The following is a 25,325-nucleotide window of genomic DNA, read 5'->3' on the forward strand; positions in this document are numbered from 1 at the left end:
GGCCGCCGGTCAGGAGCCGGAGAGCACGCCCCAGAGCACCGTGAGGCCGCCGGCCGCGAGGGCGAAGACGACCACGACGGCGAGGGCGGCGAGCACGGGCCGGCCCTCGTACCACGAGCGGCTGCCCGGGTACTGGCGGTACAGCTCGCTGAACGAGAGCGGCTTCGGCACCGTCGTGGTGGGCGAGCCGAGGGTCTCGGCGACGAGCGCGATGGCCTCCTCCGACCAGTACGTGCCGCGCATGCGGAAGAGCGGGGCACCGCCGGCGTCGGTCGCGAAGAGCTGGGGCACCGTGTCGGCCGAGTCGGAGCGGTAGGTGCGCACCACGACCACCGCCGCGATCCGCTCGCGGCGCAGCCGCACGAACCCCGGCAGCCAGCCGCGCTTGATGAACTCGTCGGCCGTGACCCCGACGAACGAGACGCTGTACCGCCAGTAGCAGACCAGCCCGACGACGACCGCGACGTCGGCCGCCCAGATCACCGCCGGCCAGTGGGCCGTGCCGCGGGTCAGCCAGAGCAGGGCGAGCACGACGGGCACGAGGCCGAAGACGGCCGTGAGCACGGCCGTGCGGGCGACGGAGGCGCGCGGCAGCGCGTACGCCTCGAAGTCGTCGCGTGCGACGCCAGCCCTCATCCCGTCCCCCTGTGCGGCACGACGACGCCCCCGCCCGCGGAGGAGGACCGCCACCCCTGACAGTCCTTCGTGCAGCTCCGAGCCTACGGGATCGGCCCCCTCTCGACCGCACCGGGCGGTGCGGTCACGGCACCCCAGACCGGGCAGCCCGCGAACGGGGGGAGTCGCGGGTCGAGCCCCCGCAGCACCCGCCCCGGGCCCCGGCTCAGCGGTCGCGGAGGCGCTCCAGCTCGCGCCGCTCGCGCTTCGTCGGCCGCCCCGCCCCGCGCTCGCGCACCGGCACCGCGGCGACCTCCTCGCGCGGCGGGGGAGCCGGCGTGAGGTCGGTGACGGCCAGGGCCGCGACCGGTGCGCCGACCCGCTTCACGAGGCACTGGCGGACGACGAGGACCCGCTCGAGCCCCGCGAGGCGCACCCGCACCTCGTCGCCCGGCCGGACGGCCTGCGCGGCCTTGACGCGCTCGCCGTTGACCCGCACGTGCCCCGCCCGGCACGCGGTCGTCGCGGCCGACCGGGTCTTGACCACGCGCACGGCCCACAGCCAGGCGTCGACGCGGCAGGAGGCGGGGGAGTCCATCCGACGATGCTACGCGCGGACAACGCCCGGACCGTCCGCAGCACCCCTCCGCGTCCGCTACCATTGACGAGGTCGTGCGCCGGTCTCACCGTGCTCACCTCAGGAGGATTCGCCTAGTGGCCTATGGCGCACGCTTGGAAAGCGTGTTGGGTGCAAGCCCTCAGGGGTTCGAATCCCCTATCCTCCGCGACTGAATGGCCCTTCCCTACAGGAGGGCCATTCGTCGCTCTGTGCTGGTCTGGCGCCTCTCGGCGCTGGTGCGGGCGGCTTCGCCGCCGCACCGGAGGGGCGCTGGGCGGCTTCGCCGCCTCCGCGATCGGTCGGGGATGGGCGGTCAGGGGGCGGGTCGGCGGGGGCGTCGTCGAGGCGGAGGGTCATGTAGCGGAGGTCGAGCCAGCGGCCGAACTTCGTGCCGACCTCGCGCAGCAGGCCCGCGTCCTCGAAGCCGAGCGAGCGGTGCAGCCGCGCCGAGCCCTCGTTGCCCGCCTCCACCAGGGCGACCATCACGTGGTGGCCGGCCTCCCTCGACGACGCGATCAGCGACTCCATCAGGGCCCGCCCGGTGCCCCGGCCCTGGTGGCCCTCCCGCACGTACACGCTGTTCTCGACCGTGTGGCGGTAGCCCGGCTTCGCGTGGAACGGCCCGACGCTGCCGTAGCCGACGACGAGGTCGCCCTCCACCGCCACGATCGCGCTGCGCCCCGGCTCGCTGTGCGCGGCCAGCCAGTCGCGCCGGCCCTGCAGGTCGGGCGGCACCTCCGTGAAGATGGCGGTCGAGCGGGCCACGGCGTGGGCGTGGATCTCGAGCACGCCCGGCAGGTCGGCCTCGGTCGCGGTGCGGATCAGCATGCGACGAGCTTAGGAGGCGCGGTGCGGCCGGTCACGTCACCCGCGTCACGCGTAGGTTCGGCTCATGAGCGACGACACCTACACCGCATCCTTCATCGGCGAAGACGGCGCCGAGGTCTCCTCCGAGCAGCTCGCCTACATCGACGGCCTCCCGCAGAAGAGCGTCATGCGGCCCGGCGCCGACGACGGCGAGGACCTCAACTGGGAGCTCGACACCGACACCACCAGCGACGACGGCTTCGTCTACCGCTCGATGGGCGTCGCGCAGCACGACTACTCCTGAGCCCCCGGGCTCGGTAGGGTCGGTCGCGGGGCGGCACCCCGCTCCGTACGACCGACCGCGCACGACGGCGTGCGCGCAGGAGGAGATCGCCATGGCCCCGAAGGACGCGTCACGGTCCGTGCTCCGCAAGAAGCCCGTGCTCGAGATCGAGGACGAGACGAGCGGCACGGGCCTCTTCAAGAGCCTCGGGCTCTGGCAGCTGACCGCGATCGGCGTCGGCGGCATCATCGGGGTCGGCATCTTCTCGCTCGCCGGCCTCGTGGCCCACGGCGACGACGCGAACCCCGGCGTCGGGCCGGCCGTGTTGTTCTCGTTCCTCATCGCGGGCCTGGCCAGCGCCGCCGCCGCCCTGTCGTACGCCGAGTTCGCCGGCATGGTGCCCCGAGCCGGCTCGGCCTACACGTACGGCTACGTCGCCCTCGGCGAGATCGTCGGCTGGTTCATCGGGTGGGACCTCCTGCTCGAGTACGTCGCCATCGTCGCGGTCGTGGCGATCGGCATCTCCGGCTACTTCGACGCCTTCCTCTCCGGTCTCGGGCTCGACCTCCCGGCGTCGATCGCCTCGACGCCCGACGCGGGGGAGGGCGGCGTCGTCAACCTCCCCGCCATCGTCGTCTGCCTGCTCGTCACGTTCATCCTCAGCCGGGGCTCGAAGGCCTTCGGCCGGTTTGAGATCGTCGCCGTCGGCATCAAGGTGCTGCTCGTGCTCTTCATCATCGGGCTCGGGCTCTTCCACCTGAACGCCGAGAACTTCTCCCCGTTCGTGCCCAACGGGTTCGGCCCCGTCTTCACCGGCGCCGCCACCGTGTTCTTCGCGGTCTTCGGCTACGACGCGATGAGCACCGCGGCGGAGGAGAGCGTCGACGGCAAGAAGCACATGCCGAAGGCCATCGTGCTCTCGCTGATCATCGCGATGATCCTCTACGTCGCCGCCACCCTGGTGCTCACGGGCATGCAGGACTGGCGCGAGATCGACCCGGCCGCCGGCTTCGCGTCGGCGTTCACGAGCGTCGGCCTGCCCGTGGTCGCGACGATCATCTCTGTCTTCGCCGTGATCTCGATCCTCACCGTGATGCTCACCTTCCTGCTCGGCGTGACGCGCGTCTGGTTCTCGATGAGCCGCGACGGCCTCCTGCCCGGCTGGTTCGCCCGCACCGACCGCAAGGGCGTCCCGCAGCGCGTGACGTGGATCGCCGGCATCGCGTCCGCCCTGCTCGCCGGCGTCTTCCCGATCCGGGCCGTCGCCGACCTCACGAACATCGGCATCCTCGCGGCGTTCGTCGTCGTCTGCGTCGCCGTCATCGTCTTCCGGTACCGCAAGCCGGAGGCGCCCCGCACCTTCCGCCTCCCGCTCATGCCGTTCGTGCCCGCGTTCGGCGTGCTCGCCAGCGGCTTCCTGATCGCCCAGCTGCACTGGGAGACCTGGCTGCGCTTCGGCGTCTGGCTCGTCGTCGGCCTCGTCGTCTACTTCGGCTACGGCCGCCGTCACTCGCTGATGAACCCCGACAGCCCGCGCCTGCCCCGCTGATCCTCCCCGGTGTCCACCCCGGCTCTGTGCCGACCGCCGCCTCACCGGCGGCTCGGAGCCGGCCGGTCGTAGGCTGAGGGCCGTGTCGACCCGCATCTACATCACGTCCGCAGAAGGCCACACCGGCAAGTCGACGATCGCGCTCGGCGTGCTCGACACGCTCGGTCACGAGGTGGGCCGGGTGGGGGTGTTCCGGCCCGTCGCGCGCTCCACCGACGAACGCGACTACGTGCTCGAGCTGCTGCTCGCCCACGACAGCGTCGACCTCGCCTACGACGAGTGCGTCGGCGTCACCTACGACGACGTGCACCGTGACCCCGACGCCGCGCTCGCGACCATCGTCAGCCGCTTCGCCGCGGTCGAGCGCCAGTGCGACGCCGTCGTCGTGATCGGCTCCGACTACACCGACGTCGGCAGCCCCACCGAGCTCTCGTTCAACGCGCGGGTCGCGGCCAACCTCGGCGCTCCGGTGCTGCTCGTGCTCGGCGGCCGCACCGCCGACGGCACCGCGGCCCGCACCGGCATCGACATGCGCCAGGTCGCCGAGGTCACCACCGCCGAGCTCCGCAGCGAGCACGCCAGCCTCCTCGCCGTGGTCGCGAACCGGGTCGACCCCGAGCGCCTCGACGAGGTCGTCGGAGGCATCGGCTCGGCCCTCGAGACCGCACCCGGCGGCCGGGTGCCCGTCTGGGCGCTGCCGGAGGACCGCCTCCTCGTGGCTCCGACCGTCCGCGCCGTCCTGGCGGCCACCGGCGCGACGCTCGTCCGCGGCGACGACGCCCTGCTCGACCGCGAGGCGGTCGGCGTGGTCGTGGCGGCCATGTCGATGGAGAACGTCCTGCCGCGCCTCACCGAGGGCGCCGTCGTGGTCGTGCCGGGCGACCGGTCCGACGTGCTCGTCGCCACGGTGCTCGCCCACGCGTCGGAGACCTTCCCCTCGCTCGCCGGGATCGTGCTCAACGGCGGCTTCGACCTCGCCCCGCAGGTCGACCTGCTGCTCGAGGGCCTCGGCAGCTCGCTCCCGGTCGCCCGCAACGAGCTGGGCACCTACGACACCGCGCTCGCGATCACGCAGACTCGCGGCCGCCTCGCCGCCGACTCGCCGCGCAAGTACGACCTCGCCCTCGCCCTCTTCGAGCGACACGTCGACGCTGCCGAGCTGCTCCGCCTGCTCCAGGTGAGCCCGTCGGGCGTCGTCACGCCGCTGATGTTCGAGTACCAGCTGCTCGAGCGTGCCCGCGGCGCCGCGAAGCACATCGTGCTGCCCGAGGGCGACGACGACCGCATCCTCCGCGCCGCGTCGTCGCTGCTGCAGCGGAACGTCGCGAAGCTGACGCTGCTCGGCGACGAGACCGCGATCCGCGCCCGGGGGGCCGAGCTCGGCCTCGACCTCGCCGAGGCGCGGGTGCTCGACCCGTTCGACCCGAGCCTCCAGGTGCAGTTCGCGACGGAGTACGCGCGGCTGCGCGCCCACAAGGGCATCTCGGCCGCGATGGCGATGGACACCGTCACCGACGTCTCCTACTTCGGCACGATGATGGTCAAGCTAGGGCTCGCCGACGGCATGGTCTCCGGCGCGGCGCACACCACCGCCCACACCATCCGCCCGGCCTTCGAGGTCATCAAGACGCTGCCCGACGTCGGCGTCGTGTCGAGCGTCTTCCTCATGGCGCTCGCCGACCGGGTGCTCGTCTACGGCGACTGCGCCGTCATCCCCGACCCGACGGCCGAGCAGCTCGCCGACATAGCGATCTCGTCGGCGCAGACGGCCGAGCAGTTCGGCATCGAGCCGCGCGTAGCGATGCTCAGCTACAGCACCGGCGACAGCGGCTCGGGCGCCGACGTCGAGAAGGTCCGCGCCGCGACCGCCCTCGTGCGCGAGCGCCGCCCCGACCTCCTCGTCGAGGGCCCGATCCAGTACGACGCGGCCGCCGACCCGACGGTCGCCGCCGCGAAGATGCCCGACTCCGACGTCGCCGGCCGGGCGACGGTGTTCATCTTCCCCGACCTCAACACGGGCAACAACACCTACAAGGCGGTGCAGCGGAGCGCCGGAGCGGTCGCGATCGGCCCGATCCTCCAGGGGCTCCGCAAGCCGATCAACGACCTGTCGCGCGGCGCCCTCGTCAGCGACATCGTCAACACGGTCGCGATCACCGCCATCCAGGCCGGGACCCCCGCCGCGGAGGCGCGGGTCACCGCCGACCCCGCGGTCGCGGCCCTGCCCGCCCCTGTCACCACCGCCTCCACCCCCGCCCCCGCAGAAGGGAACACCCCGTGAGCGCAGTCCTCGTCGTCAACTCCGGATCGTCGTCGTTCAAGTACCAGCTGATCGAGCTCGACGGCGAGGCCACCCTCGCGAGCGGCCTGGTCGAGCGCATCGGCGAGGCCACCGGGTCGACGAAGCACCGCAACCACCTGACGGGGGAGGAGACCAGCAGCGACTCCGCCCCCGTCGCCGACCACGCCGCCGGCTTCGCCGCGATGCTCGACGCCTTCCGCGACCACGGCCCGTCGTTCGACGAGCACCCGCCCGTGGCGGTCGGCCACCGCGTGGTGCACGGCGGCGAGGAGTTCGACCGGGCCACCGTCGTCACCGACGAGGTCGAGGCTGCGATCGACCGCCTCTCGGCGCTCGCGCCCCTCCACAACCCCGCGAACCTGCAGGGCATCCGCGCCGCGAAGGAGGCCTTCGCCGACGTGCCGCACGTCGCCGTCTTCGACACCGCCTTCCACCAGACCCTCGCGCCCGCCGCGTACACCTACGCGATCGACGCCGAGCTGGCGTCGAAGCACCACGTGCGCCGCTACGGCTTCCACGGCACGTCGCACAAGTACGTCTCCGAGGCGACGGCGGCCTTCCTCGGGCGCCCGCTCGCCGAGCTCAAGATCATCGTGCTGCACCTCGGCAACGGGGCGTCGGTCGCGGCGATCGACGGGGGCCGCTCGGTCGAGACGAGCATGGGCATGACCCCCCTCGAGGGCCTCGTGATGGGCACCCGCTCGGGCGACATCGACCCGGCCGCGGTCTTCCACCTGCACCGCGAGGCCGGCCTCGGCTTCGACGAGCTCGAGACCCTGCTCAACAAGCAGAGCGGCCTGCTGGGCCTCACCGGCAGCGGCGACATGCGCGACGTGCAAGACAGCGCGTCGCGCGGCGACGCCGTCTCCGAGGCGGCGCTCGCCGTCTACCGCCACCGGATCCGGCACTACGTCGGCGCGTACGTCGCCCAGCTGGGCAGCCTCGACGCCGTCGTCTTCACCGCGGGGGTCGGCGAGAACAACGCGCTGCTCCGCCGTCGCACCCTGGCGGGCCTCGACTTCTTCGGCATCCGCGTCGACGACGACCGCAACGAGCTCTCCTCTCGCGAGGCACGGCTCATCTCGCCGGAGGGCGCGGCCGTCTCGGTGCTCGTCGTGCCGACGAACGAGGAGCTCGAGATCGCACGTCAGGCCGCGGCGCTCAGCTGACCGACCCGACGACGAGAGGGACCAGGGAGGCGCGGGTCGCGCCTCCCTGGTCCCTCTCGTCGTGCAGGGGGCTGACCTCCCGTCGTGGGGGAGGCGTGGGCCGGTTCAGTACTTGATCGTGGCGAGCGCGTCGGAGACGGGCGTCTCGCCGGAGACGAGCTCGAACTGCGTCTTCACCGCCGTGCCCTCGAGGATCGCGGTGGCGATGACCTCGGCGACGTCGGCCCGGGGCACGGTGCCGCGCTCGACCGTCGTACCGACCGTGACCTGTCCGGTGCCGGCGTCGTCGGTGAGGCCGCCGGGGCGCACGATGGTCCAGTCGAGGCCGTCACGGGCGCGGAGGTCGGCGTCGGCCTCGCTCTTCGCGCGCATGTACACCTGGTACACGGCGTCGTCGTCCTCGGCGGGCAGCTGGGCCTTCTCCGGGTCGAAGTCGTCGGTGCCGATGGCCGAGACCATCACGTAGCGCGAGACGCCCGCGGCCTCGGCGGCGTCGGCCAGCAGGACGGCCCCGTCACGGTCGATGGTGAGCTTGCGCTCGGCCCCGCTCCCGCCTCCGCCGCCCGCGGCGAACACGACGGCGTCGGTCCCGTCGAGGTGACCGGCGAGGGTCTGCACGTCGGTCTGCTCGAGGTCGAGCACGAGGGCACGGGCCCCCGCCGCCTCGAGGTCGGCCGTGTGGTCGGGGTTGCGGACGATGCCGACGGGGTCGTGCCCGGCGTCGGCGAGGCGGCGTTCGAGGAGCTGGGCGATCTTGCCGTGCCCTCCGGCGATGACGATTCTCATGCCCCCATCGAACGCCCCGTGTCGCCGGAGCCGCTCAGGAGCCGCTAAACTTCTCGAGGCTCCCCACGTGGCGTCATCCAGGCCAACTCCCCCAGGGCGGAAACGCAGCAAGGGCAACCTGGCTCTGGCGGGTGCGTGGGGAGTCTTTATTTTTCTCGCGCCGCCGCCCCTGCGGCGCGACGGGGCGCGGTGCGGGGGCGCGACGGGATCAGCGGGTCGCGATCCCGAGGGGGGCGCCGCCGCCCCTGCGGTGCGACGGGTGCGGTGCGGGGGACATCGTCGGGCCCGGAGCGAACGGGACGGCCGACGAGCGCAGGGCAGACCGCTCGGTCGGGGGACACGTGCCCCCCGGGATGGGGGCAGCGGAGGGATGTTCAGCTTCGTGCCGTCTGCATAGGATGACGTCACGACGAGACCCACCACCTCGTCGGCACGGCTCACCACCGTGCCGGTCCGCCCCTCACCAGGGCGGTCCGCCGACCGTGCGGCACCGCAGCCGCCCGACCGTCAGGATCAGGACGATGAGCCCCTCACCACGGCACGTCAGCAGCACCCGCAGGCGAACGACCCCGCGCACCCCGCGCTAGGCCGCTCGCCTCTTCGTCGTGCCCGCAGGGGCTCATCGGCGACGGCCCGGACACCCGAACACCCGAACACCCGAACCACAACTGAACACACGCACCCCTCCCGTCTCACCAGCGGGGGGTCCGGATCAGGCGGCGGGTCAGTCCCGCCAGGAAGAGGCACGCACATGCGACGTCATGTGGCGGAGCGCAGCACCCGCGAGCGCACCCTCAGCAAGGCCCTCGGGCTCAGGATCGCGGCGACCGCGGCCATCGCGGCCGTCGTCGGCGCCCTCGCGGTCGTCCCGGCGCAGGCCGCGACGACCGACGTCAGCGAGGCCGAGGCCTCGCTGCTGAGCGGCTCGGGCATCATCGGCCTCGACAGCATCGTGCAGCTCCAGGGCGCCTACTCCGCCACCGGTGCGGCCGGCTCCGGCGGGGTGGTGAACAGGGGCCTCTCGGTCGAGGCGCTCAACGCCCTCCAGGTGGGCCTCGGCCCCGTCGACCTCCTCGGGTCGAACGGCATCCTGAAGCTCGGCGTCGCCGGGCAGTACGCGAGCACGACGCCGACCGGCGCCTACGCGAGCGCCGGGGCCGTCGGCGCGAACGGGGCCATCGCCGTCGGCAGCGGCGCTCCCGGCACCGGGGCGTCGCTGAACCTCACGCCCCTGCTCGGTCGCGTGCCGGCCGCCAGCGGCGTCGTCAGCGACGTCACCCTCGGCCTCGGCGCGCTCTCGTCGTCGATCACCGAGACGCGCACCGCCGCCGGCTCCGACGTCAGCACCGCGTACCAGGTCGCGGGCGCCCGCTACACGATGACGAGCCCCGCGGTCTCCGCGCTCACCGGGCAGCTGCAGGCCAGCCTCCGCGGCGTCAGCACGGGCATCAACGGAGCCACGAGCGGCACCGGGCTGGCCGGTGCGACCACCGGTGTGGTGGCCCCGTTGACCTCGGCCCTCAGCACCCTCGGGCTCGGGGGAGCTGTCAGCCTCGACGGCACGGCCGTGACCGCCACCGCGACCGTCGACCTCGACTCCACCGTCGCCGCCGAGCTCGCGAAGCCGCTGACCTCCGGCCCCGTGACGATCACCCCGAGCACCGGCCAGGTGGTCATCGACGTGGGTGCGCTGAACAACCTCGGTCCGAACAGCGAGCTGCTGACGACCCAGCGGGTCACGGCCATCACGAACGGCATCGCCGACATCCTGGACGTCCAGCTGCCGACCAACCTCACGGCGGCCGTCGACCGGGCCGTCAAGGCCACCGCCGTCCGCGTCGGCCTGACCACCGACGTCCTGCTGAAGACCGGGATCCTGCCCCCCGTGCGCGTCGCGGGCCTGACCGTGACCGTCGACACGACCATCGGCCAGCTCCTCGCCGGCACGACCCCCGCCTCCGCGATCTCGGTCACGGGCACCGGCGCCCTCGACACCGTCCTCGTCCGGCCCCTCCTCCGCGGGGTCGTCGTGCCCGTCGTGACCGGCACGCTGCTGCCCGCCGTCGGCGCGGTCTACTCGCCCCTCGTCACCGGCGCGGGGCTCACGGCCACGACCTCGGCGATCACCACGGTGACCAGCGCGACGCTGCTCGCCCTGTCGCCCCTGACGGCCGTGCTCGGCCAGCTCGCCGGCGTCACGATCAACGCGCAGGACGCCCCCGGCTTCCGCGACCCCCGCGGCACCGACGCCGGCTCGCGCAGCGTCCACGCCGTCCGCCTCACCGTCCTGCCCGCGCTCGCGGGCGGGCTCCGCGTCGACCTCGCGACGTCGACGGCCCGTGCCGCCGCGTTCGTCGGCCTCACCGTGCAGACCCCCGCCCCCGGCCAGCAGTTCGTCGTCGCGGCGACGCCCGGGGCCACCCGCACCGTGACGCTCACCGGCACCGGCGAGCCCGGCGCGACCGTGCGCGTCAGCGTGCCCGCCCTCGTCGCGGGCGCCCCGGCCCTCACCGGCACCGCGACCGTGGCGGGCGACGGCACCTGGAGCGTGCCCGTCGCCGCCGTGCTCGCCGGCCAGCACCAGGCGACGGTCACCCAGACCGTCGGCGGCACCGTGACCGGCACGCAGACGCGCGCCTTCGTGGTGGTCGCGCAGCAGCCCCTCGTCGTCACCAGCCCGACCGCCGGCCGGGTCTACACGGTGCTCGACGGCGCGTCGACGACGCCCGTCGTCGTGGCAGGCACCGGCACCCCGGGCGCCGCGGTCGCGATCGACCTCGGCGGCGGGCGCACCGCGACCGCCACCGTCGGCCCCGACGGCAGCTGGACGACCACCGTCGACGGCGTCCCCGTCGGCTCGTACACCACCTCCGTCACGCAGTCGCTCGGCGGCGACACCTCCGCCGTCGTCACCCGTGCGTTCAGCGTGCAGGCGGGCACCGCGCTCGCCCTGACCGCCCCGACGCCCGGCACCGTCCTGCGCGTGCCGGGTGCCGACTCCACCCGTGACGTCACCGTGAGCGGCACGGGCCAGCCCGGCGCGACCGTGACGGTCACCCTGCCCGGCGACCGGACGCAGACCGCGACCGTCGCGGCCGGCGGCACCTGGTCGACGGTCTTCACCGCCCTGCCCGTCGGGGCCTACCCGGTCTCCGCCACGCAGACGGTGGGAGGCGCCACCAGCGCCCCGCTGACCACGGACGTCACGATCGAGGCCGCCGAGGGCGTCGCGATCACCTCGCCCGACGACGGCGCCGTGATCACCCTCGCCGACGCCGGCTCCGTCACCCCGGTGACCGTGACCGGCACCGCCGAGCCCGGCGCCCCCGTCCGCGTCGACCTCGGCGACGGACACCTCGCGACCACGACGGCGGACGCCGACGGCGACTGGACCGTGACGATCCAGAGCGTGCCCGTCGGGCCGCAGCGCACCGTCAGCGTGACGCAGACCGTCGCGGGCGTCGTCTCGAGCCCCGTCACCCGGGCGCTCACCGTCACGGCGGGCGCGCCCCTCGTGGTCGACGCCCCCACGCCCGGCCAGGCGTACCGGGTGCCCGCCGCGGGCTCGGTCACCACCGTGCCCGTCTCCGGCACCGCCGCGGTCGGCGCCACCGTCTCGCTGTCGCTCGGCACCGGACTGCCGACGCAGACCGTCGTCGCCGTCGACGGCACCTGGGCGACCACCTTCGAGGCCGTCCCCGTCGGCGGCCGCACCCTGACGGCGACCCAGTCGATCGGCGGCACGACGTCGCCGGCGCAGACGCGGCCGATCTCCGTGGTCGCGGGCGCCCCGCTCCTGATCGACTCGCCGACCCCCGGCACGGTCGTCGCCGTGGCCGAGGCGGGCGACGTCGCGGACGTCGTCGTCGCCGGCCGCGCCGACCCCGGCGCCGCGGTGCAGGTCGGCCTCGGCGCCCTCCTCGCCTCCACCGTCGCCGACCCGACGACGGGCGCGTGGACGGCGACGATCACCGGCGTGCCGGAGGGCACGTACACGCTCGGCGCGACGCAGGTCGTGGGCGGCGTGACGTCGCCCCGCGTGACCCAGCCGCTCACCGTCGAGGTCGGCGAGCCGATCGAGATCACCGGCCCCGCCGACCAGACCGTCTACTACGTTCCGGGCGCCACCGGCACGGCGACCGTCCCGGTGACCGGCACAGCCGAGCCCGGGGCCGCCGTGCTCGTCGACCTCGGCGGCGGACGCACCGCGCCGGTCACCGCCACCGCGGTCGGCACCTGGAGCGTCGACGTGGCCGGCGTGCCGATCGGCAGCTACGAGGTCGCGGCCACGCAGACGGTGAACGGCAGCACGTCGTCGGCGACGACGCGAGTGATCGTGGTGGAGCAGGGCGGCTTCGTCGTCATCACCGCCCCCGCGACCGGCAGCCGCCTCACCGTGGCCGACGCGGCCGGCAGCACCTCGGTCGTCGTCCGCGGCACCGGCGTCGCCGGCGTCCCCGTCACCGTCACGGTGTCGGGCGGGGTCGTCGGGCCCGTCACCCGGGACGGCGCGCTGTGGGAGGCGACCGTCACGGGCCTGGCCGTCGGCACGCACACGGTCGAGGCCCGGCAGGTGCAGGGCGGTCAGACGCTCTCGGCGGCCCCCACCACGTTCCAGGTGGTCGCGGCCGAGCCCCTCGTCGTCGTCTCGCCCGCCGACGGCGACGACCCCGTGCGGATCGTCGGCGCGGGGACCGCGTCGGTCCCCGTCACGGGCACGGCGGCGCCCGGCGCTGTCGTCGCCCTCACCGTCGCCGACGCCGACGGCGCCCCCGTCGGCGATGCGCCCGCCCCGGTCACCGCCGACGGCGCCGGCGCGTGGAGCGCCGTGCTCACCGGGCTGCCGGTCGGGCCGCTCACCGTCAGCGCGACCCAGACCGTCGGCGGCTCGACGTCGACCACCCCGGAGACCGTCGTCGTGCGCATCGAGCGCGCGGACGACCTCGTGATCGACACGCCCCTCGGCGACCCCGACTACGTCGTGCTCGACGCCGCGGGGGTGTCCGACGTCCTCGTGCAGGGCCGTGCGGCCGCCGGGGCGACGGTCGAGGTCAGCCTCGACGGCGCCCTCGTGGGTCGGACCGTCGCGGACGGCGCCGGCGCGTGGAGCCAGCTCCTGCAGGCCGTGCCGGTCGGCGACCACGAGGTCACCGCCACCCAGCTGCTCGGCGGCACGAGCCAGGGCGCCGGCCCGGCGACCTTCTCGGTCACAGCGTCGCCCCTCGCCGTGACGACGCCCGACGTCGTGACCCTGGCCGACGAGCTCGCCACGACCGCCGTCACCGTCCGCGGCACCGCCGCCGCCGGGGCCTCGGTGGCGGTCACGCTCGACGGCGTCACCGTGACGGTGACCGCCGCCGGGGGAGCGTGGTCGGCCGACTTCGACGACGTGCCCGTGGGCACGCACCAGATCACGGCCGTCCAGTCCCTCGGCGGCCGCACCTCCCTGCCGCAGACGGCGCAGCTGACCGTGCAGGCCGGCGCGCCCGTCACCGTCGACGCGCCCGTCGCCGGCTCCGTGGTCGAGGCGTTCGGCTCGCAGCTGCCGGCCACCGTCACGGTCACCGGCCGGGCCGAGCCCGGCGCGACGGTCGACGTCGCCCTCGGCGGCGTCGTCCGCCAGGTGGTCGCCGACGACGGCACCTGGTCGACGACCTTCCCCGTCGGGGCGGGCAGCGCCACCGTCACCGCCGTGCAGACGGTCGGCGGCACCACGTCGACCGTCCCCGCGACGACGACGTTCCAGGTCGTGGCCCTGCCCGACCTCGACGTCGTCGAGCCCGGCGGCGACCCGATCGTGGTCGTCGACGACGAGGCGACGGTGAGCGTGCCCGTCTCGGGCGCCGCGGCGCCCGGCGCGACCGTCACCGTCGTGCTCGACGGGACGGCCACCGCGACCGTCCAGGCCGACCCCGCGTCGGGCGACTGGTCGACCGTGCTCGAGGGCGTCCGCACCGGAGTCCACGAGGTCGTCGTGACCCAGTCGCTCCGCGACCTGGTCTCGGCCCCCGAGACCGTCGAGTTCACCGTCGAGGCCGGAGCTCCGCTCGTCGTCCTCGACCCGCAGCGCGACGCGACGGTCACCGTCCCCGACGCCGCCGCCCGCGCGGTCGTCACCGTGACCGGCACCGCCCAGCCCGGAGCCCGCGTCCGGGTCGACCTCGGCGACGACCGGGTCGTCTCGACCGACGCCGACGACGCGACCGGCGCCTGGTCGGTCGACGTGGCCGGCGTCCCGGTCGGGGTGCACGTGGTCAGCGTCACCCAGACGGTCGGCGGCACGACCTCCGCCGCCGACGAGCGCACCCTCACGGTCGCGGCCGCCCCGCCCGTCACCATCGCCACCCCGCAGGCCGGCGTCCCCGTCGTCCTGGCCGAGGCCGGCTCGGTGACCGACGTCACCCTCAGCGGCACCTCGGCGCCGGGCGTCGACGTCGTCGTGCAGCTGGGCGACCTGCCCGCCCGCACGGTCACCGCCACCGGCACCGAGGGCGGCCCCGGCACCGGCACCTGGACGCTCCTCGTCGAGGACGTCACCGTGGGCGACCGCGAGATCAGCGTCGTCCAGGTCGTCGGCGGAGCCACGTCGACCCCGGTCACGCAGCTGCTGCAGATCGTGGCCGGGGCCCCCGTCGTCGTCGCCGAGCCCACGGACGCGGACGACGTCGTCGTGATCGACGCCGACGCCACCGCCTCGGTGGTCGTCTCGGGCACGGCCCAGCCGCAGGCCGTGGTCACGGTGACCCTGGCCGGCACCACGGTGCCGACCCGGGCCGACGGCGAGGGCCGCTGGTCGGTCACCGTGCCGGGCGTGCCCGTCGGCGACCAGGTCGTCAGCGTCGTCCAGACGGTCGGCGGCACGACCTCGACGCCCGTGACCGTCGACCTCACCGTCCGCGCCGCGGGCGACCTGGTCGTCGAGCGGCCGGCCGACGAGCTCGTCGCCACCCTCGTCGACCCCGCCGGCGTCGTCGACGTGCCCGTCTCGGGCACGGCCGAGCGCCTCGCCACGGTGCGGGTCAGCCTCGGCGGCGACCTCGTCGTCGAGGTGCAGGCCGACGACCAGGGCGCGTGGAGCACCGTCGTGCCCGGCGTCCCCGCCGGCCGCTACGAGCTCGTCGTCGCGCAGACGGTGGGAGGCGCGACCTCGGCCCCCGAGACCCGCCCCGTCCTCGTCGCGGTCGCCGACGCCCTCGTCCTCGACGAGCCGGTCGACGGCACGGTCGTGCCGCTGATCGCGGCCGGCGACACCACCGACGTCACCGTCTCGGGCTCCGCGGACCCGGGGGCGACGGTCACCGTCGACCTCGGCGCGGCGGGCACCCGGACGGTCGTCGCCGACGACGTCGACGGCTCCTGGTCGACGACCTTCCCGGGCGTCGGCGTCGGCGAGTACGCCGCCACCGTCACCCAGACGGTCGACGGCCGCGTCTCCGCCGCCGTCACCGCCGACGTCTCCGTCATCGTGGCCGCCCCCGTGGTGGTCACGGTGCCCGACGTCGACGCCTCGTACACCGTCCCGGCGGCGGGCGGCACCGCCGACGTCGTCGTGGTCGGCACCGCCCAGCCCGGCGCCTCGGTCGAGGTCGTCGTGGTCGACGACGACGGCACGAGCCACACCGGCACCGGCACGGTCGGCGTCGACGGCGGCTTCGCCGTCACCGTCCCCGGCGTCCCCGTCGGGGAGCACACCGCGAGCGTCGTCCAGACGGTGCCCGCGGGCAGCTCCGACCCCGTGACCCGCGACTTCTCCGTCGTCGTCGCCGACGGCGTCGTCCTGACCGCGCCCGAGGCCGGCACGCCGTTCGTCGTCATCGACGCCGCGGCCACGACCGACGTCGTCGTCAGCGGCACGGCCGAGGGCGACGCCGAGGTCACGGTGACCGTCGGCGGGCTCCCGCCGGTCGTCGTCACCGCCGACGCCGAGGGGGCGTGGACGGCCACCGTGCCCGACGTGCCCGTCGGCACGACCACCATCTCGGTCGTGCAGCGGTTCGGCGGGGTCGTCACGACGCCCGTCACCCAGCCGCTCGTCGTCGCCGCGGCCGCCCCGGTCGTCGTGGCCGCGCCGGCCCCCGCCGAGCAGGTGGCGGTCCTGACCGCCGCCGACCTGGCCGACGTGACGGTGAGCGGCACCGCTCAGCCGGGCACCGTCGTCCGGGTCGACCTCGGGGGCGGCCGCGTGCTGACCGCCGACCTCGGCCAGTCGACCACCTGGTCGGTCCGGTTCGCGGACCTGCCGGTGGGCGCCTACCGGGCCTCGGTCACGCAGTCGCTCGACGGGGCCGTCTCGGCGCCCGTCACCCGCGACTTCTCCGTGGTGCCCGCAGCGGCCCTCCTGGTCGAGTCGCCGGCCGACGGGGAGGTCGTCACCGTGCCCACGGTCGACGGCACCGCCGACGTGACCGTCTCGGGCCGTGCGCAGGCCGGGGCGACCGTCCGCGTCGACCTCGGCGACGGGCTCGTCCGCACCGTGCGGGCGTCCGGCGACGGCACCTGGTCGGCGATCGTGGCCGGCGTCCCCGCCGGCGACCGCACCGTCTCGGTGACCCAGACGGTCGGCGACCGGACCTCGGCGCCCGACCGGCGACTCCTCAGGGTCGTCGCCCTCGCCCCGGTCGTGGTCTCGGCCCCGGCGGCGGGCGCGGTCGTCACCACCGCCGACCCGTCGGGCACCGCCGACGTCGTCGTGAGCGGGACGGCGGCGCCCGGCGCGACCGTCACCGTCGACCTCGGCGACGGCCTGGTCGAGGTCGTCACGGCCGACCCGACGACGGGCGCGTGGAGCGTCACCGTCGCCGACGTCCCGGCCGGCGACCGCACCGTGACCGTCAGCCAGGTCCGTGACGGGGTCACGAACGCCCCCGTCGCGCAGGCCCTCACCGTGGCGCTCGCCGAGCCCGTCTCGGTCGACCAGCCCGTCGACGGCGACACCGTCGTCGTGCTCGCCCCCGGCGACACGGCACCGGTGACCGTCCGCGGCGAGGCCCAGCCCGGGGCGACGGTCACCGTCGACCTCGGCGACGGCCGCACGGTCGACCTCCCGGTCGGCGCCGACGGCAGCTGGAGCACCGGGCCCGTCGACCTCCCCGTCGGCGGCACGACGGTCACGGTCACGCAGACGATCGACGGCTCGACCTCCGCTCCCGTGGTGGTCGACCTGACGGTCGCCGTCGCGGCGCCGGTCGTCATCGCGACGCCGCCCGCGGGCACGGTCGTGACGGTGCCCACCGCGGGCGCGACCACCACGGTCGTCGTCGCCGGCTCCGCCCAGCCGGGCGCGTCGGTCACGGTCGACCTCGGCGACGGCCTCGTCGGCACGGGGACGGTCGGCGTCGACGGCTCCTTCTCGGTGCCCGTGGCCGGCGTGCCCGTCGGCGACCGCGTGGTCAGCGTCACGCAGACCGTGCCGGCCGGCACGACGGCGCCCGTCGAGCAGCCGCTCACGGTCGTCGTCGCCGCGGCGGTCGTCGTCGAGACGCCGCGTGCCGACCGGCCCGTCGTGGTCGTCGACGACGCCGCGACCACCGACGTGCTGGTCTCCGGCACCGCCGAGCCGGGCGCGAGCGTCGTGGTCGGTCTCGACGGCGACCGGAGCCAGACGGTCTCGGCCGACTCGACGACCGGTCGGTGGGCGACCACCTTCCTCGCGGTCGGCGTCGGCACGCACGTCTTCTCGGTCTCTGAGCGGCTCGACGGGGTGCTCACCGCACCCGTGACCCGCACGCTGGTCGTGAAGGCCGCGACGCCCGTGACGGTGACGGCCCCCCTCGACGGCAGCAGCACCACCGTCGCGACGGCCGACTCCACCGCCGACCTGACCGCCGGAGGCGCGGCGCAGCCGGGTGCACCGGTGCGCGTCTCGCTCGACGGCGGCGACCCCGTCACCGTGACGACCGGGGCGGACGGCCGGTGGGCCCTCGCGCTCCCGGGACTCGCGGTCGGGCCCCACGAGCTGTCGGTCGTCCAGACCGTCGGCGGGGTCGACTCGCAGCCGGTGACCTCGCAGTTCGAGGTCGTGGTCGCGGCGGCCGTGGTCATCACGTCGCCGACCATCGACGAGCGCTTCGTCGTCGACGGGGCCGGCACGGCCGCGGTGGTCGTGCGCGGCCAGGCCGAGCCGGGCGCGCCCGTGTCGGTCTCGCTCGACGGCGACGACCCGGTGACGGTCACCGCCGACGCCCGCGGCGCGTGGCAGGTGAGCGTCGAGGTCCGCCCCGGCGTGCACCTCGCCTCGGCCAGCCAGGTCGTCGCGGGCGGGGCCACGGCCCCGGTCGAGGTCCGGTTCGTGGTCGACCCGGCGCCGACCGTGCCGGTCGCGCCCCTGGTCGTCACCTCGCCGGCCGCCGGCCAGCTCGTGGTCGACGCCGACGGCGACGGCACCGTCGACCTCGTGGTCACGGGCACCGGCCAGCCGGGCGCGGTCGTGACCGTCGACCTCGGCGCCGGCGTCGGGGCGACCGGCCAGGTGAGCCCGGAGGGCGACTTCACCGTCGTCGTCCCGGGCGTCCCGGTCGGGTCGCAGGTGATCACGGTCGAGCAGTCCGAGGGCGGTGTCGTCGTCGGCAGCGTCACCGTGCCCGTCACGGTGGCCCCGGCCGCCACGGTCGCGCCGCTGCGGATCGGCTCGCCCGCCCAGGGCGACGTCGTACCGGCAGGCACGGACGGCGTCGCGGACGTGGTCGTCCGGGGCACCGGTCAGCCCGGCGCGGCCCTCTCGCTGGTGCTCGACGGCGGCGACCCCGTCGCCCTCGAGGTCTCCGACGGCGGCACGTGGGAGCTGCCCCTCGTCGGGCTGGCCTCGGGCCAGCACGCCGTCGCGGTGACCCAGACCGTGGGAGGCGCGACCTCGGCCCCCGAGACCGTCTCGTTCTCGGTGGCCCCGGCCGCCGCGGTCGGCACCCTGACCATCACGGCCCCGGCCCCCGACGAGCTGATCCGCGACGCGGACGGCGACGGGCTCGAGGACGTCGTGGTCTCGGGCACGGGCCAGCCGGGCGCCGTGGTCGTCGTGGAGGTCGCCGGCCGCGACCAGAGCGTCGTGGTCGACGAGGCCGGTCGGTGGACGCTGCCCTTCCGGGCGGTGCCCGTCGGGGCGACCCGGGTGATCGCCACCCAGGTGGTCGACGGGGCGACGAGCGTCGTCTCGCAGGGCCTCGTCATCGCGGCGGTCGCGCCGGTCGTCATCGACGACCCGGCGGCGGGGGCGCAGCTCCCGGCCGGCGCCGCGGGCACCGCCCCGGTGACGGTGTCGGGCTCGGCCGAGCCGGGCGCGCTCGTCACGGTCGTCCTCGACGACGACCGGACGGCGACCGTGACGGCCGACCCGGCCACCGGAGCCTGGACCGTCGCGTTCGCGGACGTGCCGGTCGGCGATCACGTGGTCGCGGCGGCGCAGACCGTCGACGGCGCCACGGGCGACCCCGTGACGACCGGCTTCAGCGTCGTCGCGGCGGACGAGCCGGCACAGCCGGGCACGCCGGGCCAGCCCGGTCAGCCCGGCACGCCGGGGCAGCCCGGGTTCCCGGGCCTGCCCGGGCAGCCGGGCACGCCGGGCACGCCGGGTCAGCCCGGGGCCCCGGGGCAGCCGGGCACGCCCGGCCAGTCCGGCGCCTCGACCGCGCCGACCGTGGCGGGGTCGTCCGGCCTCGCCTTCACCGGACAGGACGCCCTCGGGTGGGCGTCCGCGGGTGCCGGCCTCCTCCTGCTCGGCCTGGGGCTGCTCACCGCAGCCCGGGTGCGCCGGGCCGTCCGGTCGAGGAGGGCCTAGCACCCCGCGTGCCTCGTCCCGTTCGGGTCGGGACGGGGCACGCCCCGACGGCCCCCGTGCAGCCCGCACGGGGGCCGTCGCCGTGCCCGGCGGGCGGTCGCCCGGCCGGGTCGCCCTGTCGGTGGCGGCGGCTACTCTTGGGGGGTGGTCACCGCCCTGTATCGCCGTTACCGGCCAGAGAACTTCGCCGAGCTGATCGGGCAGTCGCAGGTGACGGACCCGCTCCGCACGGCGCTCCGCACCGACCGCGTCAACCACGCGTACCTGTTCAGCGGCCCGCGCGGCTGCGGCAAGACGACGTCCGCCCGCATCCTCGCCCGCTGCCTCAACTGCGCCGAGGGCCCCACCGACACCCCGTGCGGCGTCTGCCCCTCCTGCGTCGAGCTCGCGCGCGACGGCGGCGGATCGCTCGACGTGATCGAGATCGACGCGGCGAGCCACAACGGCGTCGACGATGCCCGCGACATCCGTGACCGCGCCGTCTTCGCGCCGGCCCGCGACCGCTTCAAGATCTTCATCCTCGACGAGGCGCACATGGTGACCCCGCAGGGGTTCAACGCGCTGCTCAAGGTCGTCGAGGAGCCGCCGGAGCACGTGAAGTTCATCTTCGCGACGACGGAGCCCGACAAGGTCATCGGCACGATCCGGTCGCGCACGCACCACTACCCCTTCCGCCTCGTGCCCCCGGCGCAGATGCTCGAGTACGTCCAGGAGCTCAGCGCGAGCGAGCAGGTCGCCGCCGCCCCCGGCGTGCTGCCCCTCGTGGTCCGGGCCGGGGGAGGCTCGGTGCGCGACACCCTGTCGCTGCTCGACCAGCTGATGGCGGGCAGCGACGACGGCGGCATCGACTACGAGCGCGCCGTGGCGCTGCTCGGCTACACCCACGCCTCCCTGCTCGACGACGTCGTCGAGGCCCTCGGCGCCCGTGACGGCGCGGCGGCCTTCGCCGCCGTCGACCGGGTCGTGCAGACCGGCCAGGACCCCCGTCGCTTCGTCGAGGACCTCCTCGAGCGCCTCCGCGACCTGATCGTGGTCGGCGCCACCGTCGAGGGCGCCGCCGCCGTGCTGCGCGGAGTCACGCCGGAGGAGCTCGACCGGCTGACGGCCCAGTCGCATGCGTTCGGCGCCGCGGAGCTCTCGCGCTCGGCCGACGTGGTGAACCGCGCCCTCACCGACATGACCGGGGCGACCTCGCCCCGCCTGCACCTCGAGCTGATGATCGCGCGCGTGCTCGTGCCGGAGTCCGACGAGACCACCCGCGGCGCCCTCGCCCGGGTCGAGCGGCTGGAGCGCCGGGTCGGCGTCGACGGGGGAGCGGAGGCCCCGCGAGCCGCGGCGCCCGCGTCGTCGTCGCCCGCCGCCCGCGGCACGGCCTCGGCAGCGCCGCGAGCGTCGGCGCCCGGCCAGGTCGAGTCGGCGCCCGCCGCGTCGTCCTCAGCGTCGACGTCGTCGGCGTCGCCCGCCTCGGCGGCCGAGGCCTGGTCGTCGGTGGCACCCGCGGCCGCACCCGCCGCGCGGGAGAGCGCCGGCGCCGCGGCGAGCGAGCCGGCACCGCCGAGCGCTCCGCACTCCGCGGCCTGGGCCCAGGCCCCCGCCGTCGAGAACGCGGTGCCGCCGGAGCCCGAGCGCGCCTCGTCGCCGGTCGGGCCGGTCAGCCTCCAGCAGCTGCGCGACGCCTGGCCGGAGATCGTCGAGGTCGTCGAGAAGTCGAAGCGGACGGCGTGGATGGTCGTCGTCACGGCCACCGTGCAGGCCTTCGCCGACGACGTGCTCACGCTGACCTTCCCGAGCGCGCACGACGTCGAGAGCTTCAAGAAGCCCCAGGGCGCCGGCGACGGCGTCAGCGAGCACCTGCGACGCGCCATCCAGCACGTGCTCGGCGTGAAGGTGAAGTACATCGCCCGGGTCGAGGGCCCGACCGACGCCCCCGGCGCCCCCACGGGTGCGTCGGCGACGCCCGTGGCGTCCGCGCCCGTCGACGCGCCTGCTCCCGCTCCTGCTGCCGCCGCTCCCGCCGCCGCTCCGGTCGAACCTCCGGCTCGCCGCGAGGCGCCCGTCGCCGCGCCCGCGCCGACCCGCTCCGCGGAGCCCGTCGAGGCGCCCGCCGCCCCGGCACCGACGGCTCCGACGGCCGCGGCGGCGCCGCCCCGCCGCCCCGCCGCGGCTCCGACGCGGGCGACGTCGTCCGACCCGGTCACCGGCTGGGACGTCGCCCCGATCCCGCGGTCGGCTCCGCCGGAGCCCGACGAGCCCGAGCACATCACCGAGGAGCCCCCGGGAGGCGTGCCCACCGTCGACGCCGCGCCCCCGCCCGTCGAGGTCGCCGCCCCGCGCACGGCGCCGGCCGCCTCGGGCACCGGGCCGGCCCCCGAGGGCCGACCCGCGACTCCCGCCGGTCCGCCCGCGGCCGCCCGCCGCGCCGCCGCCGGCGACCCGCGCCGCGGCATCCCGAACGGCTCGCGCTACGGCGAGGCCGTCGTCCGCGAGATCCTCGGGGCCCAGTTCATCGAAGAAGAGACGGTCGCCCCCCGCGTCACGCCTCAGAGAAGCGAGTAGCCCGTGTACGAGGGAATCGTCCAGGAGCTGATCGACGAGTTCGGCCGCCTCCCGGGCATCGGGCCGAAGTCGGCCCAGCGCATCGCCTTCCACATCCTGCAGAGCGAGTCGTTCGACACGACGCGGCTCTCCGAGCTGCTGGTGGACGTCAAGACGAAGGTGCGGTTCTGCGAGGTCTGCGGCAACGTGACCGAGCAGGAGACCTGCGTGATCTGCCGCGATCCGCGTCGGTCGCCCGCGACGATCTGCGTCGTCGAGGAGGCGAAGGACGTCCAGGCGATCGAGCGCACCCGCGAGTTCCGCGGGCTGTACCACGTGCTCGGCGGGGCGATCAGCCCCATCGACGGCGTCGGGCCCGACGACCTGCGCATCCGGCAGCTGGTGCAGCGCCTCGCCGACGACACCGTCCAGGAGGTCATCATCGCGACCGACCCGAACCTCGAGGGCGAGGCCACCGCGACGTACCTCTCGCGGATGCTGGCCCCGTTCGGGCTCCGCGTCACCCGGCTCGCCTCGGGCCTGCCCGTGGGCGGCGACCTCGAGTACGCCGACGAGGTCACCCTCGGTCGTGCCTTCGAGGGGCGCCGGGTCGTCGGCGAGTAGCCGGCGGCCGATCGCGCCCGGCGGTCAGAGCCGGGCGCGGCGGGCCCGGACGAAGCTGTAGAGGCCGAACGCCACGAGCCCGACCGCGACGGCCGTGAGCACGACCGTGCCGAACGGCAGCTCGGCCAGCGACCGCAGGGCCCCGTCGAGCCCGCTGGCCTCCTCGGGGTCGGAGGTGATCGCCGCCACGGCGAAGAGCACGCCGACGACGGCCAGGGCGACGCCCTTCGCGACGTAGCCGGCCACGCCGAGCCCGACCGTCGCCCGCCCGGCGCTGCCCGACGGCACGACGAGGTCCTGGCGGAACTTCTGCCTGACCCCCTTGACCACGAAGTAAGCGCCGACGGCGACGATCGCCAGGGCCAGCACGACGAGGAGCACGACGCCGCCGGGCGTCGCGATCAGGCGTGCGCTCAGCGACTCGGTCTGGTCGGAGCTGTCGGAGGAGCCGCCCCGGGCGAAGGTGAACGCGGTGGCGCCGACGGCCAGGTACGCGACGCCCTTGCCGCCCTCCTTGGCCCGCGCGCCCCACGCCTCCCCGTCCGTCCCGCGCACCAGCGCGGCCTCGAGAAGCTGGAACAGGCCGAGGGCCCAGAGGCCGACGACGATCACCCAGAGCACGACGGCCCCGGCGGGCTGAGCGGCGAGCTGGCCGAGGGCGCCGCCCTGGTCGGCCTCGCCCCCGCCGCCGAAGGCGATGCCCACGGCGATGCCGCCGATGAGCACGTGCAGGACGCCGTTCATGGCGAAGCCCACGCGGGCGAGGGTCTGGAGGGCGCGGCTGTCCTGGACCCGCGAGGCGGCTCCGCGGGCGTCATCGGTGTCGGGCATGCCCCCACCGTACGGGGAGCGCGGCGTCGCGGGCCGCGCGACGTCACACGGCGCCCGCGCCGTTAGGATCGGACCACGCCCGCGCGGGCCCCGCCCGCCGCGAGCGGCCCCTCGTACCCGTCCCTGGAGTCCCCGTGAGCTTGATCGTGCAGAAATTCGGCGGGTCGTCCGTCGCCGACGCCGAGAGCATCAAGCGCGTGGCCAAGCGCATCGTCGAGACCCGCAAAGCGGGCAACGACGTCGTCGTGGCCGTCAGCGCCATGGGCGACACGACCGACGAGCTGCTCGACCTCGCGCACGAGGTCACGCCGATCCCCGGGGGCCGCGAGCTCGACATGCTGCTCACCGCGGGCGAGCGCATCAGCATGGCCCTGCTCGCCATGGCCATCCGCAGCCTCGGCGTCGAGGCCCGCTCGTACACCGGCAGCCAGGCGGGCATGCTCACCGACGCGCAGCACGGCAAGGCCCGCATCGTCGACGTGACGCCCGGCCGCATCCGCGACGCGCTCGACGCCGGGTCGGTCGCGATCGTCGCGGGCTTCCAGGGCTTCAACCGCACGACCGGCGACATCACCACCCTCGGTCGGGGCGGCAGCGACACGACGGCCGTGGCGCTCGCCGCGGCGCTCGACGCCGACGTCTGCGAGATCTACACCGACGTGGACGGCATCTTCACCGCCGACCCCCGCGTCGTGCCCAAGGCCCGCAAGCTCGACCGCATCACCAGCGAGGAGATGCTCGAGCTCGCCGCCGCGGGGTCGAAGGTGCTGTACATCCGGGCCGTCGAGTACGCCCGGCGGCACGGCGTCACCCTGCACGTGCGCTCGTCGTTCCACAACGGCGAGGGCACGCTGGTCGTCAACCCGAAAGAGGGAGAGAACGTGGAAGAGCCCATCATCAGCGGCGTCGCCGGAGACCTCAGCGAGGGCAAGATCACGGTCGTCGGCGTGCCCGACGTGCCCGGCAAGGCCGCGCAGATCTTCCGCACCGTCGCCAAGACCGGCGCCAACATCGACATGATCGTGCAGAACATCTCGGCGGCGTCGACCAGCCGGACCGACATCTCGTTCACGCTGCCGAAGTCCGAGGGCGCGACCGTCCTCCAGGCGCTCGAGTCCGACCGGGCCGAGATCGGCTTCGAGTCGCTTCAGTACGACGACCAGATCGGCAAGCTCGCGCTCGTCGGCGCGGGCATGCGGACGAACGCCGGCGTCTCGGCCCGTCTCTTCACGGCCCTCTTCGAGGCCGGCATCAACATCGAGATGATCTCGACCAGCGAGATCCGCATCTCGGTCGTCACCCGGGCCGACACGCTCGCCGACGCCCTCCGCGTCGTCCACACCGCGTTCGAGCTCGACGGCGACGTCGAGGCCGTCGTCTGGGCCGGCACCGGTCGCTGACCGCGCCGCCCGGCTCAGCCCCCGCCTCCGCCCCG

At 75.3% G+C, this 25,325-nt stretch carries 13 protein-coding genes, 1 tRNA gene and 1 other RNA gene; 10 read left to right on the forward strand and 5 right to left on the reverse strand.

Going from position 1 to position 25,325, the window contains the following annotated elements; translation table 11 throughout:
- Positions 1-9: 9 nt before the first annotated feature.
- Entirely contained in the window at positions 10-636 is a 627-nt protein-coding gene (locus F1C15_RS13665) for a hypothetical protein (RefSeq protein ID WP_056053109.1), read from the reverse strand.
- 205 nt (positions 637-841) lie between these two features.
- The gene (locus tag F1C15_RS13670; protein WP_185231808.1) at positions 842-1,213 is read right to left on the reverse strand and encodes an RNA-binding S4 domain-containing protein; all 372 of its coding nucleotides are present in this window, start codon (positions 1,211-1,213) and stop codon (positions 842-844) included.
- A 102-nt stretch (positions 1,214-1,315) separates the two neighbouring features.
- On the opposite strand from F1C15_RS13670, the gene F1C15_RS13675 reads away from it, so the two are divergent.
- Positions 1,316-1,400, forward strand: a tRNA-Ser gene (locus F1C15_RS13675).
- On the opposite strand, the gene F1C15_RS13680 is transcribed toward F1C15_RS13675, so the two are convergent.
- Entirely contained in the window at positions 1,391-2,062 is a 672-nt protein-coding gene (locus tag F1C15_RS13680) for a GNAT family N-acetyltransferase (protein WP_185231810.1), read from the reverse strand. The two genes, F1C15_RS13675 and F1C15_RS13680, sit on opposite strands and share 10 nt — an antisense overlap.
- Before the next feature lie 64 nt (positions 2,063-2,126).
- Here F1C15_RS13680 and F1C15_RS13685 point away from each other — a divergent pair, with 64 nt between their 5' ends.
- From F1C15_RS13685 to F1C15_RS13700, 4 genes are all read left to right on the forward strand, one after another.
- Positions 2,127-2,345 (forward strand): hypothetical protein, encoded by a 219-nt coding sequence (locus tag F1C15_RS13685; protein WP_056053120.1) that lies wholly within the window; start codon positions 2,127-2,129, stop codon positions 2,343-2,345.
- Between the two features lie 91 nt (positions 2,346-2,436).
- Positions 2,437-3,873 carry an amino acid permease gene (locus tag F1C15_RS13690; RefSeq protein WP_185231812.1) on the forward strand — a complete coding sequence of 479 codons (1,437 nt, stop codon included), beginning with the start codon at positions 2,437-2,439 and terminating at the stop codon, positions 3,871-3,873.
- 82 nt (positions 3,874-3,955) lie between these two features.
- Complete coding sequence (gene pta / locus F1C15_RS13695) at positions 3,956-6,154, forward strand: phosphate acetyltransferase (RefSeq protein ID WP_056053128.1); 2,199 nt, start codon at positions 3,956-3,958, stop codon at positions 6,152-6,154.
- Positions 6,151-7,344, forward strand: coding sequence for an acetate/propionate family kinase (locus tag F1C15_RS13700; protein WP_185231814.1), 1,194 nt, complete (start codon positions 6,151-6,153; stop codon positions 7,342-7,344). The genes pta and F1C15_RS13700 overlap by 4 nt, the downstream gene beginning before the upstream one ends.
- A 105-nt stretch (positions 7,345-7,449) precedes the next feature.
- Here F1C15_RS13700 and F1C15_RS13705 read toward each other — a convergent pair whose 3' ends face one another.
- Entirely contained in the window at positions 7,450-8,130 is a 681-nt protein-coding gene (locus F1C15_RS13705; protein WP_185231816.1) for an SDR family oxidoreductase, read from the reverse strand.
- Positions 8,131-8,184: 54 nt separating this feature from the next.
- Between F1C15_RS13705 and ffs the strand changes: the two genes are divergently transcribed.
- The 4 genes from ffs (at position 8,185) to recR (ending at position 23,059) form a co-directional block, all read left to right on the forward strand.
- Positions 8,185-8,281: signal recognition particle sRNA small type (gene ffs, locus F1C15_RS13710), an RNA gene on the forward strand.
- Positions 8,282-8,881: 600 nt separating this feature from the next.
- Complete coding sequence (locus tag F1C15_RS13715; protein WP_185231818.1) at positions 8,882-19,900, forward strand: hypothetical protein; 11,019 nt, start codon at positions 8,882-8,884, stop codon at positions 19,898-19,900.
- A 144-nt stretch (positions 19,901-20,044) separates the two neighbouring features.
- Positions 20,045-22,456 (forward strand): DNA polymerase III subunit gamma and tau, encoded by a 2,412-nt coding sequence (locus F1C15_RS13720; protein WP_185231820.1) that lies wholly within the window; start codon positions 20,045-20,047, stop codon positions 22,454-22,456.
- Between the two features lie 3 nt (positions 22,457-22,459).
- The gene (gene recR, locus F1C15_RS13725) at positions 22,460-23,059 is read left to right on the forward strand and encodes a recombination mediator RecR (RefSeq protein WP_056053137.1); all 600 of its coding nucleotides are present in this window, start codon (positions 22,460-22,462) and stop codon (positions 23,057-23,059) included.
- A 24-nt stretch (positions 23,060-23,083) separates the two neighbouring features.
- Here recR and F1C15_RS13730 read toward each other — a convergent pair whose 3' ends face one another.
- Positions 23,084-23,890, reverse strand: coding sequence for a DUF1206 domain-containing protein (locus tag F1C15_RS13730; RefSeq protein WP_185231822.1), 807 nt, complete (start codon positions 23,888-23,890; stop codon positions 23,084-23,086).
- A gap of 134 nt (positions 23,891-24,024) precedes the next feature.
- Between F1C15_RS13730 and F1C15_RS13735 the strand changes: the two genes are divergently transcribed.
- A complete protein-coding gene (locus F1C15_RS13735) occupies positions 24,025-25,290 on the forward strand; it encodes an aspartate kinase (protein WP_056053143.1) in 1,266 nt (421 codons plus the stop codon).
- Positions 25,291-25,325 lie beyond the last annotated feature (35 nt).

Source organism: Frigoribacterium sp. NBH87 (genome assembly GCF_014217665.1).
GTDB lineage: Bacteria > Actinomycetota > Actinomycetes > Actinomycetales > Microbacteriaceae > Frigoribacterium > Frigoribacterium endophyticum.